This is a genomic window from Cellvibrio sp., from assembly GCF_053579595.1.
On record NZ_JBRFPI010000025.1, the window covers coordinates 4,380 to 21,958 of the forward strand.

Annotated in this window: 17 protein-coding genes; 11 read left to right on the forward strand and 6 right to left on the reverse strand. The window is 48.1% G+C overall.

The genetic code is table 11. From position 1 onward, the window contains the following. From ACWA6V_RS02850 to ACWA6V_RS02870, 5 genes are all read left to right on the forward strand, one after another. Positions 1 to 1,386, forward strand: a 1,386-nt coding sequence (locus ACWA6V_RS02850) for a hypothetical protein (RefSeq protein ID WP_449521085.1), incomplete at its 5' end; no start/stop codon positions are given. Beyond that, positions 1,373 to 1,897 (forward strand): DUF2934 domain-containing protein, encoded by a 525-nt coding sequence (locus tag ACWA6V_RS02855; protein WP_449521086.1) that lies wholly within the window; start codon positions 1,373 to 1,375, stop codon positions 1,895 to 1,897. The genes ACWA6V_RS02850 and ACWA6V_RS02855, both read left to right, overlap by 14 nt. Before the next feature lie 28 nt (positions 1,898 to 1,925). Continuing rightward, on the forward strand, positions 1,926 to 4,145 hold the full coding sequence (gene glgX, locus ACWA6V_RS02860; RefSeq protein WP_449521087.1) for a glycogen debranching protein GlgX: 2,220 nt from the start codon (positions 1,926 to 1,928) through the stop codon (positions 4,143 to 4,145). 156 nt (positions 4,146 to 4,301) lie between these two features. Continuing rightward, positions 4,302 to 4,673, forward strand: a complete 372-nt coding sequence (locus ACWA6V_RS02865; protein ID WP_449521088.1) for a DUF883 family protein — start codon at positions 4,302 to 4,304, stop codon at positions 4,671 to 4,673. Between the two features lie 269 nt (positions 4,674 to 4,942). After that, positions 4,943 to 5,365 carry a PRC-barrel domain-containing protein gene (locus ACWA6V_RS02870; protein ID WP_449521089.1) on the forward strand — a complete coding sequence of 141 codons (423 nt, stop codon included), beginning with the start codon at positions 4,943 to 4,945 and terminating at the stop codon, positions 5,363 to 5,365. Between the two features lie 68 nt (positions 5,366 to 5,433). Here ACWA6V_RS02870 and ACWA6V_RS02875 read toward each other — a convergent pair whose 3' ends face one another. Further along, positions 5,434 to 5,940, reverse strand: coding sequence for a hypothetical protein (locus ACWA6V_RS02875; RefSeq protein ID WP_449521090.1), 507 nt, complete (start codon positions 5,938 to 5,940; stop codon positions 5,434 to 5,436). Positions 5,941 to 6,327: 387 nt separating this feature from the next. Here ACWA6V_RS02875 and ACWA6V_RS02880 point away from each other — a divergent pair, with 387 nt between their 5' ends. The 3 genes from ACWA6V_RS02880 to ACWA6V_RS02890 are packed head-to-tail and all read left to right on the forward strand — an operon-like array spanning position 6,328 to position 11,821. Continuing rightward, positions 6,328 to 10,197, forward strand: coding sequence for a PAS domain S-box protein (locus tag ACWA6V_RS02880; RefSeq protein WP_449521091.1), 3,870 nt, complete (start codon positions 6,328 to 6,330; stop codon positions 10,195 to 10,197). After that, positions 10,194 to 11,036 (forward strand): response regulator, encoded by an 843-nt coding sequence (locus ACWA6V_RS02885; RefSeq protein ID WP_449521092.1) that lies wholly within the window; start codon positions 10,194 to 10,196, stop codon positions 11,034 to 11,036. The genes ACWA6V_RS02880 and ACWA6V_RS02885 overlap by 4 nt, the downstream gene beginning before the upstream one ends. Next, positions 11,018 to 11,821 carry a Crp/Fnr family transcriptional regulator gene (locus ACWA6V_RS02890; protein ID WP_449521093.1) on the forward strand — a complete coding sequence of 268 codons (804 nt, stop codon included), beginning with the start codon at positions 11,018 to 11,020 and terminating at the stop codon, positions 11,819 to 11,821. Before ACWA6V_RS02885 ends, ACWA6V_RS02890 begins: the two co-directional genes overlap by 19 nt. An 81-nt stretch (positions 11,822 to 11,902) precedes the next feature. Here ACWA6V_RS02890 and ACWA6V_RS02895 read toward each other — a convergent pair whose 3' ends face one another. The 4 genes from ACWA6V_RS02895 to ACWA6V_RS02910 form a co-directional block, all read right to left on the reverse strand. Beyond that, positions 11,903 to 12,520, reverse strand: coding sequence for a dUTP diphosphatase (locus ACWA6V_RS02895; RefSeq protein ID WP_449521094.1), 618 nt, complete (start codon positions 12,518 to 12,520; stop codon positions 11,903 to 11,905). An 82-nt stretch (positions 12,521 to 12,602) separates the two neighbouring features. Then, positions 12,603 to 13,394, reverse strand: a complete 792-nt coding sequence (locus ACWA6V_RS02900) for a TatD family hydrolase (protein ID WP_449521095.1) — start codon at positions 13,392 to 13,394, stop codon at positions 12,603 to 12,605. Positions 13,395 to 13,501: 107 nt separating this feature from the next. After that, positions 13,502 to 13,855 (reverse strand): PilZ domain-containing protein, encoded by a 354-nt coding sequence (locus ACWA6V_RS02905; RefSeq protein ID WP_310070574.1) that lies wholly within the window; start codon positions 13,853 to 13,855, stop codon positions 13,502 to 13,504. A 70-nt stretch (positions 13,856 to 13,925) separates the two neighbouring features. Then, positions 13,926 to 14,951 (reverse strand): DNA polymerase III subunit delta', encoded by a 1,026-nt coding sequence (locus ACWA6V_RS02910; protein WP_449521096.1) that lies wholly within the window; start codon positions 14,949 to 14,951, stop codon positions 13,926 to 13,928. Between the two features lie 95 nt (positions 14,952 to 15,046). Here ACWA6V_RS02910 and ACWA6V_RS02915 point away from each other — a divergent pair, with 95 nt between their 5' ends. Next, positions 15,047 to 15,685: a pseudouridine synthase gene (locus ACWA6V_RS02915; RefSeq protein WP_449521097.1), complete on the forward strand. Its 639-nt coding sequence runs from the start codon at positions 15,047 to 15,049 to the stop codon at positions 15,683 to 15,685. Here ACWA6V_RS02915 and tmk read toward each other — a convergent pair. Continuing rightward, positions 15,682 to 16,305 carry a dTMP kinase gene (gene tmk / locus ACWA6V_RS02920; protein WP_449521098.1) on the reverse strand — a complete coding sequence of 208 codons (624 nt, stop codon included), beginning with the start codon at positions 16,303 to 16,305 and terminating at the stop codon, positions 15,682 to 15,684. The two genes, ACWA6V_RS02915 and tmk, sit on opposite strands and share 4 nt — an antisense overlap. 121 nt (positions 16,306 to 16,426) lie before the next feature. Here tmk and ACWA6V_RS02925 point away from each other — a divergent pair, with 121 nt between their 5' ends. Both ACWA6V_RS02925 and lpxH read left to right on the forward strand, forming a co-directional pair. Further along, positions 16,427 to 16,921, forward strand: a complete 495-nt coding sequence (locus ACWA6V_RS02925) for a peptidylprolyl isomerase (protein ID WP_331352384.1) — start codon at positions 16,427 to 16,429, stop codon at positions 16,919 to 16,921. A 1-nt stretch (position 16,922) separates the two neighbouring features. Then, on the forward strand, positions 16,923 to 17,579 hold a 657-nt coding region (gene lpxH / locus ACWA6V_RS02930; protein ID WP_449521099.1), incomplete at its 3' end, for a UDP-2,3-diacylglucosamine diphosphatase.

Sequence of the window (17,579 nt, forward strand, 5' to 3'; positions counted from 1 at the left end):
GCCGAAGCTGATTGGCCACTACTCGAGCATCTTGACCGCTGGCTTGGCGGGGAACCCTTGCATGAGTTACCCCCCGGTGCAACACGAGATTTGCGGCGGAAAGTGCTTGCGCGCTTCCAGCAGCTCACCTCCCCGGCCGCTGCCAAAGCAGTTGAGGACACCGCCTGCTATCGCTCGGCGGTACTGTTATCACGCAACGACGTCGGCTTTGATCCGCAACATTTCAGCGCACCACCCACGCAGTTTCATGCGCGCAACAGTGAGCGCACAGGAAGCTTCCCGCATAACTTGCTGACCACCGCCACCCATGACCATAAACGCGGTGAAGATACGCGCGCGCGCCTCGCGGTGATCAGTGAGCGGTCCGTGTGGTTTTGTGAGAAAGTCGCCGGCTGGCAAACCGCGGCAAAATCGTTGCGGACCGATCTACTGGACGGAATCGCGCCATCTCCCGGCGACGAACTGATTCTCTACCAAACCCTGCTTGGATGCTGGCCACCCCAACTGGCGGCCGATGATGAACCGGCCGTGGAAGCCTTTCTCGCGCGGGTGTTGCGCTGGCAAGAGAAGGCACTGCGCGAGGCAAAATTACGCAGTCATTGGAGCGCACCCAATGCCGATTACGAAGCTGCCTGTGCCCGCTTTGTCACTGATCTCCTAACGTGTGGAGATAGGGTCGAATTGCGTCACGACATTTGCGCCGCAGCGCGTGCCATCGCACCAGCTGGTGTGCTTAATAGCCTAAGCCAGACATTACTGCGGATGACATGCCCCGGTGTGCCAGACTTGTATCAAGGCACCGAATTTTGGGATTTCAGCCTCGTTGACCCCGACAATCGCCAACCCGTGGATTTCTCCTCCCGCCGCGAGGCACTCGCACAGGTAGAACGCACTGCGCCGGCTGATTTACTTCAGCACTGGCAGGATGGCCGGCTAAAACAATGGCTGATCAGCCGCACGCTCAACACTCGCAAGCAGTATCCAGCACTGTTCTCCGCTGGCGATTACCACGCATTAACGGTGGAAGGCGAGCAGGCAGATCACGTGCTCGCCTTTGCGCGCGAACACAAGGATAACTGCTTGTTGGTCGTGATCCCTCGCCTCACCACTTCGCTACTCGACGATACCGGTTTACCCCTGATTCCAGCCGGTGCCTGGGGAGATACCCACGTGTTATTACCCTCACAACTGTCGGGCCGGATTTTTACTCACTCTTTGCTCAGCAACGCGCGGTGCCAAGCCCCATCAGGCCGTTTGCCGGTAGCGCAACTACTCGATGGATTCCCGGTGCATTTGTCGATTGCACGCTCCATCACATCCCTTCAACCCAACCAATCCACATTTAAAACACCTATCCCAGGAGAACTGCACGATGAATGCTCATGAACAACGCATCCGCGAATTTGCCCACCAAATTTGGGAATCTGAAGGCTGCCCGACCGGACATGAATACCGGCATTGGGAGATCGCTTGCAAATTAGTAGAGGCTCAAAAAAGCGCCTCCCATCAAGAAAAAGTCACCGGACATATTAAAAGCATCATTGCGCCGGAAGAGCCCTTCGACCCGAATCCAAAACCCGAAATCGATCCCGCGCCCCCTCAACCAGACCAGCCTGCGCAACCCAATGTACCGGTTGATCCAATAGCACCAGTTCAACCGCCACCGCACATATCGCCAACTCCACCACCTCAACCTATTCACCCGACCGACCCCGTCCAGCCCGGAAATCCGGCGCAGCCTATTCAGCCAACCGCGAGCAAACCCAAAAAGGCAACATCTAAATCAACCTCATCAACAACCGCAACCAGTGATGAGGCGAATACGCTATCTGCCCCCGGGACGACTAAAGCGCGCAAACCCCGCGCCACTAAAAACCAGGATTCTATGAGCCTGTAACAATTGTCTTTGCACAAGGAGAATGGCCATGACTACAAGAGAAAAAATTCATGCGGCAGTAAAACAGACGATGCGGATTTGCGAGGGAAAGCCTTTTCCCCTCGGCGCAACCTGGGACGGACAGGGAGTCAATTTCGCGATTTTTTCTGCCCACGCCACCAAAGTTGAACTCTGCCTGTTCGACCAGCAAGGCAAACGGGAACTTGAACGCATTGAATTACCGGAGTTTACCGACGAAATCTGGCATGGTTATTTGCCGGATGTTCGCATAGGGCAAGTTTACGGTTATCGCGTGTATGGCCCCTACGAGCCGGATGCGGGTTACCGCTTTAACCATCACAAATTGCTTATTGACCCCTACGCCAAGCAATTGGTGGGCGAGCTGAAATGGGACGCCGCCATCTTTGGTTACACGCTCGATTCGCCCGATGGCGACCTGAGCTTCGATGAGCGCGATAGCGCGGCATTTGTACCAAAAGCAAAAGTCATCGACTCGACCTTTGACTGGCAGGGCAAACATTCCCACAGTGTCGCTTGGGATAAAACGATTATTTACGAGGCTCACTTGCGCGGCATGAGCATGCGTCACCCCTCGGTACCGGAACATTTGCGCGGCACGTTTGCGGGCTTGACCAACAAAGACCTACTCAAACATATCAAATCACTTGGCGTCACCAGTCTTGAACTGCTCCCGGTGCATGCTTTTGTACACGACAATCAGCTGCTGGAAAAAGGGCTCAAAAATTATTGGGGCTACAACAGCATCGCCTTTTTGGCGCCCCATTGCGAATACCTTGCCACGGGGGAATTGCGCGAGTTCAAAGAGATGGCGGCGGCACTGCACGATGCAGGTCTGGAGCTCATTCTCGATGTGGTTTACAACCATACCGCCGAAGGTAACGAGCGCGGCCCTACGCTGTCCATGCGCGGTATCGACAATCTCACCTACTATCGGCTAATGCCAGATAACAAACGCTATTACATCAATGATTCTGGCACGGGTAATACGCTGGATCTGTCCCACCCCTGCGTCTTACGGTTGGTCACAGATTCGTTGCGCTACTGGACAATTGATATGGGCGTGGATGGTTTCCGCTTTGATTTGGGCACCATTCTGGCGCGCGAAAAAAACGGCTTCAACGAACGCCACGCCTTCCATGTTGGCTGTCGCCAGGATCCAACGTTAAGTCAGCTAAAACTGATTGCCGAACCCTGGGATTGTGGCTTAGGTGGTTATCAGGTAGGTGCATTCCCTCCGGGCTGGGTTGAGTGGAATGATCGCTTCCGCGATACGGTGCGCACTTTCTGGCGAGGAGATAAAGGCAAGCTTCCTGAATTGGCCAGCCGAATTACTGCTTCAGGCGATCTATTTAACAAAGGTGGCCGCAAGCCTTATTCGTCCGTTAACTTTATCACAGCTCATGATGGTTTCAGCCTGCGCGATTTAGTGAGTTACAACGCGCCGCATAATGAAGTCAACGCCGATGAAAATGATCGGGGTAACACTCACAGTTTGTCATTTAATCACGGTGCAGAAGGCCCCACGGATGATCCCGATATTCGCGCGGTTCGGTTGCGGCAAATACGCAACTACCTCGCCACGTTATTACTATCGCAAGGTACACCTATGCTTCGGGCGGGCGACGAAATTGGCCACACTCAACAAGGCAATGACAACACTTATTGTCAGGACAACGACTTGAACTGGTTGAATTGGGATCTCGATGAAGAAGCGCAAGAGCTGCTCGATTTCACGCGACAATTAATTCGATTGCGTCACGATTACCCGATCTTGCGCCGCAATCGTTTTCTGGTCGGAAACTATAACGAAACAACCGGCGTTAAAGATGTAACCTGGATTACCCCCAACGGTGATGAAATGAGCGCGGCGCATTGGGGAAATGCGGATGCATCCTGCCTGGGAGTCATCATCGACGGGCGCGCTCAGGTATCAGGAATTCAACGCCCGGGGCACGATGCAACATTATTGTTAATATTAAACGCGCATGATTTTCCCGTTAATTTCACTCTGCCAGAAGTCGTGAAAGGAATAGGCTGGAATTGTTTGCTCGATACCAACTTAACCGCTGCGAGGTCAGCAGAAATTTTCGACTTTGGTTACACATTCGTAGTAACGCAACGATCGCTATTACTGTTTGAACTTCACTCCGATAACACCAGCACAACAAATCCAGAAGAAATCTCAACGCTAATAGAAGCTTTACCCATACTCACGCCCGAGAAGTAGCGACAATTAAAAAAGGTTTTATAGATAAGTTAGATGTCACACAGACCAAAAATCTGGCTCTATTTAAGATTAAATGGATGTTTGGCAATAGGTGAATAATCCAACCAATTGCCAATAAATATATTTCATTAACCCTTAACGTAGAAGGTAGTTGCCATGTCAATTCTATCCCATACCGCCAAAAAAGAAGTTGGCATTAGTAAAGATAAAATTCACGAAGCATCGACAGATATCACCAACGAATTTAAGAATTTTGTTAGCGATATTGAAAACTTGGTTAAAGAAACTGCGTCGCTGACTGGCGACGATTTGGCGCAAGCCAAAATCAAAATTAATCAACGCATCAATGCCGCCAAACATCGCATCAATAGTGCTGGCGAGACAATACTAACGCAAGCGCGAAAAACAGCCGCTCGCACCAATGAGTATGTCCATGAAAAACCTTGGGCTATTATTGGAACCAGTGCAGTGGTGAGTTTTGTGCTAGGCATGTTGCTTGGCCATCGCGATGAAAGCTCAGCCAAATAACCATTCAAGAGGGGCAATATTGCCCCTCGTTTTTCTCGCTGCTTCGCTGTGATTTTTTGCACAACCTCCCTTTCTATTAATTTTCCTGCAATCCATTTACATCGATAAATCCATCTTAATTTCCTTAATTTTTTATTTTATTTAACTCTGTTAGCTCTCGTACAGACCGTCACAAGGTGCTTCGTTATAGTGCGCACAAGATGAAAGGAATTAACTGCGATCCTTTTATTTTAATGATTTTCCCCCTGCAGATAATTAGGAGATCAAAAATGAACTACGAAACTCGCGACACTTACGGCATGTATAAAGCAGACCATCACAATGATGGCCCAGGACCACGACTCATGGGAGCAGACACGCTAATAGGTAATGATGTTTGCAATCTCCAAAATGAAGACATTGGTGATATCAAGGAAATTATGCTCGATGTTGCCACCGGCAATATTGAATATGCCGTGTTGTCTTTTGGCTCATTTCTCGGCATGGGCGAAAAACTTTTTGCAGTACCTTGGACTGCTCTTAAACTCGATACCGAAAACAAACGTTTTCTACTTGATGTAGATAAAGATCGACTGAAAAATGCACCGGGATTTGATAAAGACAGCTGGCCAGATTTGGCTGACAAAACCCTGGCAAATGACCTTCACTCCTATTATGGCACCAAGCCCTACTCAACTCGTCTGCGCAATTAATAACGCACAAGCATCGGCCCTCGTAATACCGGGGGCTTTATTTTTTTACTAATTAACAGTAGCGAGATTTACACTGCCTCAGTGTAATCACCTACTACATCCTTGAAAATTTTCCCGGCAGTCTCCGTCTCTTCAATCGACAAGGTTTCAACTACAACCACAAGACTTCCGCTAACTATTGCATCGTGAACCAATTCGGACAAAGGTTTTACTTTTTCCGCAGCACCCACACTTGCCCCCACCAATCCACCAATACTCGCCCCCCAACCCAACATAACCAACGGACCGATTAACGGGCTGGCAACAAATAACGTCACATTTGCAGCAACCATTGCCGCAGTCAATAAAGCACCCACTCCTGTTCCGACAGCTGTTCCTATAGCACCATCAACAACAATGTCTTTTAAAACCCCTTCACTACTCTCAGTAGCCGTATGAGTAGGCGGCATGGAATCTTTGTCAAAAAGGTGAATACGTACCAATGGCAAACCAGCCACAACCAGCTCTGAAACCACTTTTTCCGCTTGATCGCGGTGCGCAAAAAAACCGGATACGTAGTGACGATAAGTTTCCATTATCTTTCTCCTTAATGAGAACCAAAAAATGGCGGTTAATACATCATGCTACTCATACTTAAATGGCTACTCTGTGCGTTTACGTACTTACTAATTAATTTTTATTACTCAGCTAATAAGTGAGCGCCCAATTCATTCTCCCGCCGTAAAAACAGCAGAAATAGTGTGACCCAGATTCAAAACCAGTGAACATCCTTACGCAAACCTTCCCAAACGGGGGGGATATGTTAGCTATCCAACAGACCGGCATACGCAATAATTGGATTATCCGTCGGTTCCAGTACAACCATGCTGCCTTATGGCCCTTATGAAATCCCCATGCAGTGACAACTAATCTCCACGCCCTTCAGCACAATGAGTCTATGACCGTGTAGTAGAGTAGATTTTATGAAAGCAAAAGTTACCCGCAAGAATATATTTCTACTCAGCACCCCTACCATTATTGTGGTGATTATTGCAGCAACATTATTTTGGTTTTTTGACCGAATGAAAGCAGCCGACAGGCTTCGCATGCAAACGACGCTCGCTATAAATAGTGCCCAAAAAATTTTATCGCTACTTGTAGATTCTGAAATCGGAACTCGTGGATATATATTGACCTACAACAACCGGTTTTTGCAGCCCTATCTTCATACGCGGGAAAACATAAAAAATGAAATAAAGCGCCTACGCAATGCATCAACCACCACTGAAAGCATGACGCAAGTTGAAAAGCTCACACCTATTATTGACAAGGAGCTCGATTTTCTGGCAAGCACTATTGCAGACACAGGCACCATAAAAACAGGCGATCTACTTCTCAGATTTACTAACGGCGAAGGCACTGAGCTAATGAACAATCTTCGCGCCGTATTAGACGAATATGAAAAGATACAAAATAAAATGCTTCAGCAATACAGAAGTGATCACCGCAAATACATGGGGTATCTATTTGGGTTTATCGTACTCGTTAGTGTTTTTATGCTGCTATTTGCACAGGCATTTGCCTATGGAATTTATCGCAATATTCATCAGCGCTTAATGGATCTTGTCCATCTTGAAACAAAACGGTCGCTCGACAAACAAGAGGCGATGAATCAGCAATTGAATCTTGCCTATATCACCGTGCAAGATAGTGAAAGAAAACTGGAAGTGACGCTCAACTCAATTGCGGATGCGGTAATAGCAACCGATTGCACTGCATCGGTAACCCTCATGAACCACGTGGCTGAACAGCTAACGGCATCCACAATTGAAATGGCCGCTGGCAAATCAATTTGCGAATTTTTCCATCTCGTCAACAAAGAAACTCGCGAATCCGTGCTCAATCCGGTTTTAGAAACGTTGTTGCACGGCGTTGCCCAGGGAGCAAGTAATAACATACTCATTCTACCCGATGGTACGGAATACAATATCGCCCATAGTTGCGCACCGATTCGCGACCGCGATGGCCAGGTTATTGGTGCCGTATTAGTATTTCGCAATATCACCGCAGAAAACGCCGCGCAACAAGCCCTTCTCGACAGCACTGAACGGATTAAAACAATATTGGATACGGTGAGTGATGGGATAGTGACCTTTAATGCACGCACCCAGGTAATAGAAAGCGTTAATACCGCAACCGAGAAAATGTTTGGCTATAAAGCTACTGAATTGGTTGGCCAAAAAATTAGCATCATTGTCCCCGAATTAGATGGAACACCAGGTGCACTGGATTATTATAAAACGTCGCTGGAAGAGCGCAGTAAAGGAATCGTTCGCGAAGTTATAGGGCAGCAAAAGGATGGGCAATTCCTACCCATGGAAATTGCCGTCAATGAAATGCGCTTGGGTGGCCAACGCTATCTAGCCTGCGTATTGCGCAACATCACTGCACGCAAGCATGCTGAAGCCTTAATGCTCGAATCTGAATACCGCTACCGCAGCTTGTTTGAAACGATTGACGAGGGCTTCTGTGTCGCTGAGATTATTTACAAAAATGATCAACCCGTAGATCAATTATTTTTAGAAATCAATCCGTCTTTTGAAAAACACAGCAGTTTTAAAAATGCACAGGGGCGATATGTCAGCGAATTTATTCCCGATTTAGGAACTGATCTATTTGCTATTTATGATCAGGTGCTACAAACCGGGGAGCCTATCCGCTTCGAATACCAGGTTCCATCGCTACAGCGTTGGTTTGATATATATACCTGCCGCTTGGGTAAACAAGGTAGCAAGAAGGTCGCTATTTTATTTACCGATGTCACACAACGAAAATTATCAGAACAGGCGTTACGCGAAAGTGATGAACGCGTTCGCTTGGCCACTGAGGCAACTGGCGTAGGCATTTGGGAGTTAAATCTTGTCGATAATCGTATGCGTTGGGATAAGCAAATGTTCCGCATCTACGGTGTACCACCGACTCCCGATGGCATTGTAACGCGCGACCTCTGGCCACAACACTTACTGCCCAATGACAGGCTTGAACAAAAAGGATGGGACAATGCTATTCACTTGCAAAAAGGAAGCACCCGGGAATTTCGCATCAAACAAAGCGGCACCAATGCTATTCGACACATCCGCTCTGTTGAAACCTTGCGCACCGATTCACAAGGCAAAGTAGAATCGATTGTCGGCACTAACCTCGACATCACCGAAATCAAACGCACTGAAGAGACATTGCGCGAAAGTGAGCGTCATTTGCGCGCCGTGATTAATGCACTACCTGTTGCTATTTACGCAACCGATGCCGAAGGCAGGTTAACGCACTTTAACCAAACAGCCGTGGTATTTTCCGGCTGTGAACCCGAATTGGGTAATGACAAGTGGTGTAAGGGATTACGGTTATTTCATCCCGACGGCTCTCCTATGCCCTATGAAGAATGCCCAATGGCGATTGCACTTAGAGAGGGACGAGCTCTATTCGGTGTAGAGGCAATGGCCGAACGGCCAGACAAATCCCGCGTCAATTTTGTTGCCCACCCCACCCCGCTGCGCGATACCGCAGGCAACATTATCGGCGGCATCAATATGCTGATTGATATCAGTGAACGAAAACGGCTGGATCAAGTACTGCTGGAAAATAATCTGGAATTGAATAAGGCCAAAAATCTTGCGGAAAAAGCCAACCGTGCAAAATCCGATTTCCTTTCCAACATGAGCCATGAACTACGCACACCCTTAAATGCCATTTTGGGATTTGCACAATTAATTGATGCCAGTAATCCACCGCCGACCCCGCCTCAAAAACGTAGCGTCCTACAAATACTACAGGCAGGATGGTATCTACTGGATTTGATTAATGAAATTCTTGATCTTACGCTCATCGAGTCCGGCCGACTTCCAATATCCATGGAAATGGTTTCGCTTCCTGGCCTTATGCGGGAATGCAAAGCCATGGTTGAACCACAAGCACTTAATCGTAATATCACGTTAAATTTCCCTGAATTTGATTCAGCATTTGTAGTGAGCGCGGACAATACCCGGTTAAAGCAAGTACTCATAAACCTCCTTTCCAATGCCATTAAATATAACCGACCACACGGCAATGTGAACGTGACCTGCAAGGAATATCGACCGGGACGCGCGCGGATCAGTGTTGAAGATACCGGCGAGGGCTTATCACCCGAACAGCTTTCACAATTATTTCAGCCTTTTAATCGCCTCGGAAAAGAAAATAGTAACGAAGAAGGTACAGGTATCGGGCTGGTGATGACCAAGCGCCTCATTAAACTGATGGGAGGAAAAATTTCCGTTGAAAGCAAAGTAGGAAAAGGCACCCTCTTCAGTGTGGAATTATTAATGGGAACAGAAAACCCAATGGTGATTGCTAACAATGAAATTCCTACAACATCAAAACTTCACCCGATAAAAAATGGCGCAACAAAACATACCCTCCTTTATGTAGAAGATAATCCGGCCAACTTAACGTTAGTAGAAGACATAATGGAATCGCGAACAGATTTTCTGCTGCTCACAGCACGCGATGGTTTTGCAGGAGTCGAACAGGCCCGCCTGGCCCAGCCGGATTTAATATTAATGGATATTAATTTGCCCGGCATGAATGGTACAGAAGCATTAAAAATTCTCGCAAAGGATCCCTTAACCCAGCATATTCCGGTGATTGCACTTAGCGCCAACGCAATTCCCCATGATATTGAAAAAGGACTTGCGGCAGGTTTTTTCCGCTACCTTACCAAGCCTATTCGAATTAATGAATTTATGAGCACACTTGATGCAGCGCTTGAATTAACAGACAAAAGAACAACCCAATTGAAAAAAGAGGAAAGAGCATGAAGCTAACAGAACAAGACATTCTTAATGCCAGCATTCTGATTGTTGATGACCAACAAGCTAATGTTGCCCTTCTGGAAACCTTACTGGGTGATGCAGGTTATACCAATGTTAGCGCCACGATGAATCCACTTGAAGTAGGATCGCTCTACCGAAAATATCATTACGATTTAATTTTACTTGATCTGCAAATGCCTGAAATGGACGGATTCCAGGTGATGGAATGTCTTAAAGCAAATATGCAAAACGATTACTTGCCAGTGATTGTATTAACTGCACAACCTGGCCACAAATTGCGGGCATTACAATGTGGAGCAAAAGATTTTATCAGTAAACCTATTGATGTCATTGAAGTTAAAACACGAATTTACAATATGTTAGAAGTACGCTTGTTGTACAAAAAATTGGAGAATTACAACAAATTATTGGAAGAAACCGTACAGGAACGCACAGCAGAATTACGCGAAAGCGAAGCGCGTTTTCGCAGCCTGACTGAACTGGCATCAGATTGGTATTGGGAACAGGATGAAAATGGGAAATTTACGAGAGTGTCTGGTCCCGTATTGGAGATGCTTGGCCTTCAGGTAGATTCTTTTACGGATAACAACGCACTCACCAGTGTGAACAGCAGCAAGGAAGCATCAGGTTGGGACGAAAACGAACGTAAAGAACTACAAGACATTATCGCCGCACGCCAACCTTTTATTGATTTCTCTTTCAGCCGTACAACCCCCTCCGGAAATCGAAACTTTTATCGTGTCAGCGGCACGCCCATTTTTGATCACTCAAGCCGTTTTATTGGTTATCGCGGGATCGGAATCCAATGCAAAGAAATGCCGTAAAGCCAATAAGTCATTTCCATTTTAAAACTGCTTCATTTAATGAGAAAGGAATGCCTATGCCTAAAAATATTGCTGTAGAAAATCATCTCCCGGAAAAAAATTATATTCTTGCAAAACTCGGCCGCACTGAAGCTGATCGGGTGATAAAACATCTCGAACCGGTGAACTTAAAATTGGGCGATGTGATTTATGGGCCAAACCAGCATATTAGCCATGCCTATTTCCCGACGACGAGCATCATTTCATTACAATACATAATGGACACGGGAGCCTGCGCGGAGGCCGCTGAAGTTGGTAATGAAGGAATGTTGGGATTGCCAATACTCTTAGGAGGCAGTGTTACACCTAATACGGCAATAGTTCAAACTGCCGGGCACGCTTACCGGCTGGATCAACACATTTTAAAAGCAGAATTCAATTCCGCTGGGATAATGCAGCGGCTCTTATTGCGCTATACCCAAGCAATGATGACACAAATGTTTCAGACCGCAGCATGTAATCGCCACCACACCATCGGACAACAGCTGTGCCGCTGGCTGCTCTTAACTGTTGATCGCATTCCATCGGGAGAATTATTAATGACCCAGGAGTTAGTGGCGAATATGCTTGGCGTACGCCGTGAAAGTATTACAGAAGCCGCAAAAGAACTGCAAGATACTGGCTGTATACGTTATCGGCGCGGTCACATATCCGTATTGGATCGGCCAAAATTGGAACGCTGCGTGTGCGAATGCTATTCAGTAGTTAAAGAAGAATTTATTCGACTGATGTCCAGTGTTAACTAACGAGTGAGACCACATCCTTATCCCCCACTCCCAGCCCCTTAACTGTAGATACTACTCTCAATCATTCCCATGCAAGGCTAATCAGATTGAATAACGCTGCACCAAGGCCGCATACAATTCGTCTTTAAATTCCGGCTTGGCTGTATCAAGGCTTTGCACTGCCTCAACCAAATGTTCGTTATCTTCGCGACCATCATGCCAGTGCTTGCGGTAACTGCCGTCTTTGTAACCATGATCCTGACGGAAGAAGTTCAGTACGTTTTTACCAACATAACCGCGATAAAGTTGCTCAAAACTCATATCGATACCCGCCATCAAGCGCGCAAACAAACCGAGATGGAATTGGCGGTCACCCAGGGTTGCAGCAGCGAACTTTTCCAAATCCAGACGGAAGTCTTGTTCATCTGTAGCAATCACTAATTCATTTTGGATTTTCGCAATAATTTCTTCGAGCGACGCACCTGATTGTAATTGGATACTTAAACCAAAATGCCAGATATCGATTAATTCGAGTGCAACTTGCTCGGTATCGGGTGATTGTTTTTTCCACCACTTCCAACCGTAATGATCCAGTAACTCAGCACATTCAACCCAGATGGCGCGATACCATTCGTAGCCTTGTTGTTTCCAATTGGCGTTGACTTTGGTGTTCATCGCATCCTGCAATTCGAGCATGATTTTAATTTGTTGGGCGTTCATTTTAAGACCTTACTGTTGGGGCGCTGCATTCTGCGCCCCGTTTTGTTTAATTTATAGGGCGCGGCAAGCAACGCCCCTACATTCAGATTGGGAGGTATTGTTTTGCTTTGCTAAACAGGCGATAAAAATTTTCTGTGGTTTTTTCCGCTAATTCTTCTAGCGGAATCCCGCGCACATCAGCGACAAATTGCGCAACTTCGCGTACATATTTGGGTTCGTTAGGTTTGCCGCGATAAGGAATTGGGGCGAGGTACGGCGAATCGGTTTCAACCAACAAACGATCAAGTGGCATATTGCGCACCACATCGCGGATTTGATCGGCGGTTTTGAAAGTGACGATACCGGAAATGGAAATGTAGTAATTCAAATCCAGTGCAGCTTTCGCCATATCCCAATCTTCAGTGAAACAATGCAATACGCCGCTGTGCTCGAGGCTGCCGTGTTCTTTGATCAACGCCAGCGTATCGGTTTTGGCTTCGCGGGTATGCACAACCACGGGCAAGCCAATTTGTTTGCCCACATCTAAATGCAGTTCAAAACTGTCGTGCTGAATATCTTTGCTTTCAGTTTCGTAATGGTAGTCCAAACCAGTTTCACCCAGCGCAACAACCTTGGGTTGCGAAGCCCAATTAATTAATTGCTCGGCGGTTGCAGCCCCCTCTTTCACATCGCAAGGGTGAACACCAACAGAGGCGACTACACGCGGATGCGCTTGGGCAATATCGATCACCGTTTGGATATTCTCCAAACTGATACCAATACACACCATTTGCTGGATACCGCGCTCATACGCGGCAGCGATGGCAGCGCTCAAGTCGCCGTTATAGGGATCGAGCTTAATTCGATCAAGGTGACAGTGGGAGTCGATTAACATGGGCACATCCAATAACAAGAGCCAAAAACAAAATACAGAAACAACGAAGCCAGGTGTTACCTGGCTTCGCGGAAACTCAGCGGGGCGATTTTACACGTTATGAGATGCTACATGGTATGTGTGGGCTTATCAGAGCTGAGCATGCCAGCCAGATAAGTTTCTATTTTATTGATCGCGGTATTGTCCTGATCACTAAACTGTACACCTATCCCTGCCGCGCGATTGCCCTGAGCGCCTTTCGGGGTTACCCAAACCACTTTGCCCGCCACCGGGATTTTTTCCGGCTCGTCCATCAGGCTCAACAACATAAATACTTCATCGCCCAACTTGTAGCTTTTATTGGTAGGAATAAACATGCCGCCGTTTTTTACAAAGGGCATATAGGCTGCGTAAAGAACAGCCTTGTCTTTAATCGTTAGAGAAAGTATGCCATTACGGGCACCACCGCCAATCGGTTGCATAACAGATCCTGAATTGTTGTTTTGTCAGATCACAGGCTTAATAAGGCCGAAACACTAATAGATTAGCTCACTAGTGTCCAGACGCCATTGCGCGATTCGTGCTCGCGCGCAACAAAGCGCCCCAATCGAGCAATAATTCCTCTAATAACAATTGCTTATTGGGATTTGCCCCGCTCAACAGTTGCTTTTTGGAGAGCAGAATTTTTTCAATATAGCGATGCAACAGCGGCAAATTAAGATTACTCAAACGCTCGCGCCATTCAACCGGCGCCTGCTCCATTTGCGCATCTTCACCGCCCACTCGCCAGCGCGCGATGCTGTGCAACAAGCCGAGAAACCATTCCATAAAGCCATGGACATCACCACCGTGCCACTGCGCGGCCAACTCTATCGCCGATATTTGCCCGAGACTTAAACGCACAAATTGTTGCAGCACCTGTTCGCGCTGCTCCAGCGCATCACCCTGCAGCAATGCCAAGGCAGTGAGTGGTGCCCCGCGCGCGGCGACCAGTAAAGTGTCGGCCTTGACATTACTGCCTGCCAGCAGTGGCGACAACCAATGCAATACCTGCTCGGTGCGCGGCATCGGAAATTTACGCAATTGGCAGCGGCTGCGGATGGTGGGCAATACCGAACTCGGGCTGTGAGTAACCAGCACTAGCAAGGTATTGGCGGCAGGCTCCTCCAAAGATTTAAGCAGAGCGTTGGCAGAGTTGCCATTCATGGCCTCTGCCGGTTCGATAACCACTACTTTATAACCGCCCTGCTGCGCAGTTTTGCTGAGCGATTCGGTCAGCTCACGCACCTGATCCACTTTGATCGCCTTGCCCTCCTCTTCCGGCTCAAGCCACACAAGGTCAGGATGGGTTTGCGATTTATTCAATTCGCAGCCGCGACACTTGCCGCAAGGGGTTCCTTCAATCGGCGCCTGGCATAACAACAACTGCGCCAGAGCGTCGGCCAAATGACGCTTGCCGATTCCCTTGGGGCCCGCAATCATCATGGCGTGAGGCAATTTTTTGGCAGCCATCTGCTGCAATAACTGCTGCCATTCGCTGAGCTGCCAAGGATAGGGATGGATGGGAAAGTCGCTCATGAACTACTCAATTGGATTGCACTGAATAAAAGATTGGGCAAGCTTAGCAAATTTGCGATAATCCGCGCCCGCTTAATTCAGCTTCAGGCTTACCGATGACCGATTCCCAGCTCGACATTTTGTACCTCGACGAGGATTTGCTCATCGCCAACAAACCCGCTGGCTTGCTCTGTGTACCCGGCAAAGGCCCGGATAAACAGGATTGCCTATCCAATCGAGCACTGAAATTTAACCCCAACGCCCGCATTGTTCATCGCCTTGATCAAGGCACATCCGGCATTGTGATGTTCCCGCTCAATTATCTGACGCTGAAAAACCTCACCCACATGTTTGAAGCCCGCGCGATCCACAAGCGTTACATCGCCGTGGTAGATGGATTAGTGGCTGACGATGAAGGTGAAATCAAACTGCCACTCATTTGCGACTGGCCCAATCGCCCGCTGCAGAAAGTGTGCTTTGAAAGCGGCAAAGCGGCGCATACACGCTATCGGGTACTGGAAAGGGATTTGGAAAAGAGGGTAACCCGCGTCTTACTGGAGCCGGTCAGCGGCCGCACCCATCAACTGCGCGTCCATATGCTGAGCCTTGGCCACCCCATGTTGGGTGATGGACTCTACGCGCCCGCGGATGTACTCGCCAAAGCTCCGCGTTTATTGCTACATGCACAGGAACTCTGGCTGAATCACCCGATTACCGGCGTTGAAGTGCGCGTCCAAGCAACACCGGATTTTTAACCGATCAAACGCGTCAACACCTGATCAATTTCAATCTGAACCTCGTTGAGCGTTTTGCCAGCATCGACCAAGGCATAACGACTGGGCGCTGATTCTGCCCGCTGGCGATAAGCCGCTCGCACGCGCTCAAAGAACACTACCGCCTCGCTTTCAAACCGATCCAACTCACCGCGTTGGCGCGCGCGATTCAACCCCAGCTCGACATCGATATCGAGGATCAAGGTCAGATCCGGGCGCAAATCGCCCTGCACCAGTTGCTCGAGCTGCTCGATAGTGGCTTTACTCAATCCGCGCCCACCGCCCTGATAAGCAAAGGTAGCATCAGTAAAGCGATCACTTAGCACCCAGGCACCGCGCGCCAGTGCTGGCTTGATCACTTGGGCCAAATGCTGCGCGCGCGCGGCAAACACCAACAGCAGCTCAGCGGTTTCATCGAATGGCTCTTCACGCTTGCTAAGCAGAAGGCTGCGGATCTCCTCCGCCAGAGGTGTACCGCCCGGCTCGCGGGTGACTATCACCTCAATGCCACGTCCGCGCAGCCAATCGGCCACAAAAGCCAAATTTGTGCTTTTTCCGACACCCTCGGTGCCTTCAATCGTCAGAAATTTACCGCGCTGCATAACTCTCTCGAATATTCTCTGCTGTTAAATTTAACTGTTTACGCATTCCTTCCCCTTGGGGGAGCGCGTATCATACCGGCTTTTTCCAGCACCACCCTCTAAATCTCAAGGGAGATTCACCATGATCACATTACATACTAACTACGGCGATATCGTTATTGAACTGGATTTTGATAAAGCGCCCAAGACCGCTGCCAATTTCAAACAATATGTTGAAGAAGGTTTTTATAACGGCACTATTTTTCACCGCGTAATCGATGGTTTTATGGTGCAAGGCGGTGGTTTTACGGAAGATTTCCAACAAAAAGAAACCCGTGAAATGATTCAAAACGAAGCCGATAACGGTTTGCAAAACCTGACTGGCACTTTAGCTATGGCGCGCACCAATGATCCACACAGCGCGACTGCACAGTTTTTTATCAACGTAAAAGACAACAGCTTTCTGAATCACTCAGGCAAAAATGCATCAGGCTGGGGCTACTGTGTATTTGGCAAAGTCGTTGATGGTATGGACGTAGTCAACAAAATCAAAGGTGTCAAAACCGGCAGCAAAGGTTTCCATCAAGATGTACCCAAAGAAGCGGTGATTATTCAAAGCGCGACCATTGCAGAATAATATGCACACGCTGTTTATATCGGATTTACATCTTCACGAATCACGCCCGCAAGTTACGCGGGCGTTTTTTCAATTTTTGTACACCCAAGCCGTTCACGCTGAAGCGCTTTATATTCTCGGTGATTTTTTTGATGCCTGGATTGGTGATGATGACGATTCAGAACTGGTGCAGGATGTTGCCAACGGATTGCACAAGCTAAGTGAGCTGGGTGTTGCAATTTATTTCATGCATGGAAATCGCGATTTTTTATTGGGCGCGGCCTATGCTAAAAAAGCCGGAATGGAATTAATCCCCGACGGAATAACTATCGATTTATATGGCACGCCAACATTATTAATGCACGGCGATAGCTTGTGCACTGACGATGTCGAGTACCAACAATTTCGTGCAATGGTGCGCAGCCCGCAATGGCAACAACAGATCCTTGCGCAGCCAATTGCAGCACGCCGCGCTCTTGCCGCACAAATGCGTGCAAAAAGCCAAAGTATGAATAGCCTAAAAGCAGACGATATTATGGATGTATCGCCCGCCGAAGTTTTAACACAAATGGAAAGCGCTGGTGTAACACGCATGATTCATGGACACACCCATCGCCCTGGACGCCATCAGCTGGTTATCGCTGGAAAACCCGCTGAACGCATTGTACTTGGCGATTGG

What these genes read in the sequence shown, in the direction of transcription:
- ACWA6V_RS02855 (WP_449521086.1), top strand. Translation starts at nt 1,373, where the DNA reads ATGAATGCTCATGAACAACGCATCCGCGAATTTGCCCACCAAATTTGG.
- glgX (WP_449521087.1), top strand. Translation starts at nt 1,926, where the DNA reads ATGACTACAAGAGAAAAAATTCATGCGGCAGTAAAACAGACGATGCGG.
- ACWA6V_RS02865 (WP_449521088.1), top strand. Translation starts at nt 4,302, where the DNA reads ATGTCAATTCTATCCCATACCGCCAAAAAAGAAGTTGGCATTAGTAAA.
- ACWA6V_RS02870 (WP_449521089.1), top strand. Translation starts at nt 4,943, where the DNA reads ATGAACTACGAAACTCGCGACACTTACGGCATGTATAAAGCAGACCAT.
- ACWA6V_RS02875 (WP_449521090.1), bottom strand. Translation starts at nt 5,940, where the DNA reads ATGGAAACTTATCGTCACTACGTATCCGGTTTTTTTGCGCACCGCGAT.
- ACWA6V_RS02880 (WP_449521091.1), top strand. Translation starts at nt 6,328, where the DNA reads ATGAAAGCAAAAGTTACCCGCAAGAATATATTTCTACTCAGCACCCCT.
- ACWA6V_RS02885 (WP_449521092.1), top strand. Translation starts at nt 10,194, where the DNA reads ATGAAGCTAACAGAACAAGACATTCTTAATGCCAGCATTCTGATTGTT.
- ACWA6V_RS02890 (WP_449521093.1), top strand. Translation starts at nt 11,018, where the DNA reads ATGCAAAGAAATGCCGTAAAGCCAATAAGTCATTTCCATTTTAAAACT.
- ACWA6V_RS02895 (WP_449521094.1), bottom strand. Translation starts at nt 12,520, where the DNA reads ATGAACGCCCAACAAATTAAAATCATGCTCGAATTGCAGGATGCGATG.
- ACWA6V_RS02900 (WP_449521095.1), bottom strand. Translation starts at nt 13,394, where the DNA reads ATGTTAATCGACTCCCACTGTCACCTTGATCGAATTAAGCTCGATCCC.
- ACWA6V_RS02905 (WP_310070574.1), bottom strand. Translation starts at nt 13,855, where the DNA reads ATGCAACCGATTGGCGGTGGTGCCCGTAATGGCATACTTTCTCTAACG.
- ACWA6V_RS02910 (WP_449521096.1), bottom strand. Translation starts at nt 14,951, where the DNA reads ATGAGCGACTTTCCCATCCATCCCTATCCTTGGCAGCTCAGCGAATGG.
- ACWA6V_RS02915 (WP_449521097.1), top strand. Translation starts at nt 15,047, where the DNA reads ATGACCGATTCCCAGCTCGACATTTTGTACCTCGACGAGGATTTGCTC.
- tmk (WP_449521098.1), bottom strand. Translation starts at nt 16,305, where the DNA reads ATGCAGCGCGGTAAATTTCTGACGATTGAAGGCACCGAGGGTGTCGGA.
- ACWA6V_RS02925 (WP_331352384.1), top strand. Translation starts at nt 16,427, where the DNA reads ATGATCACATTACATACTAACTACGGCGATATCGTTATTGAACTGGAT.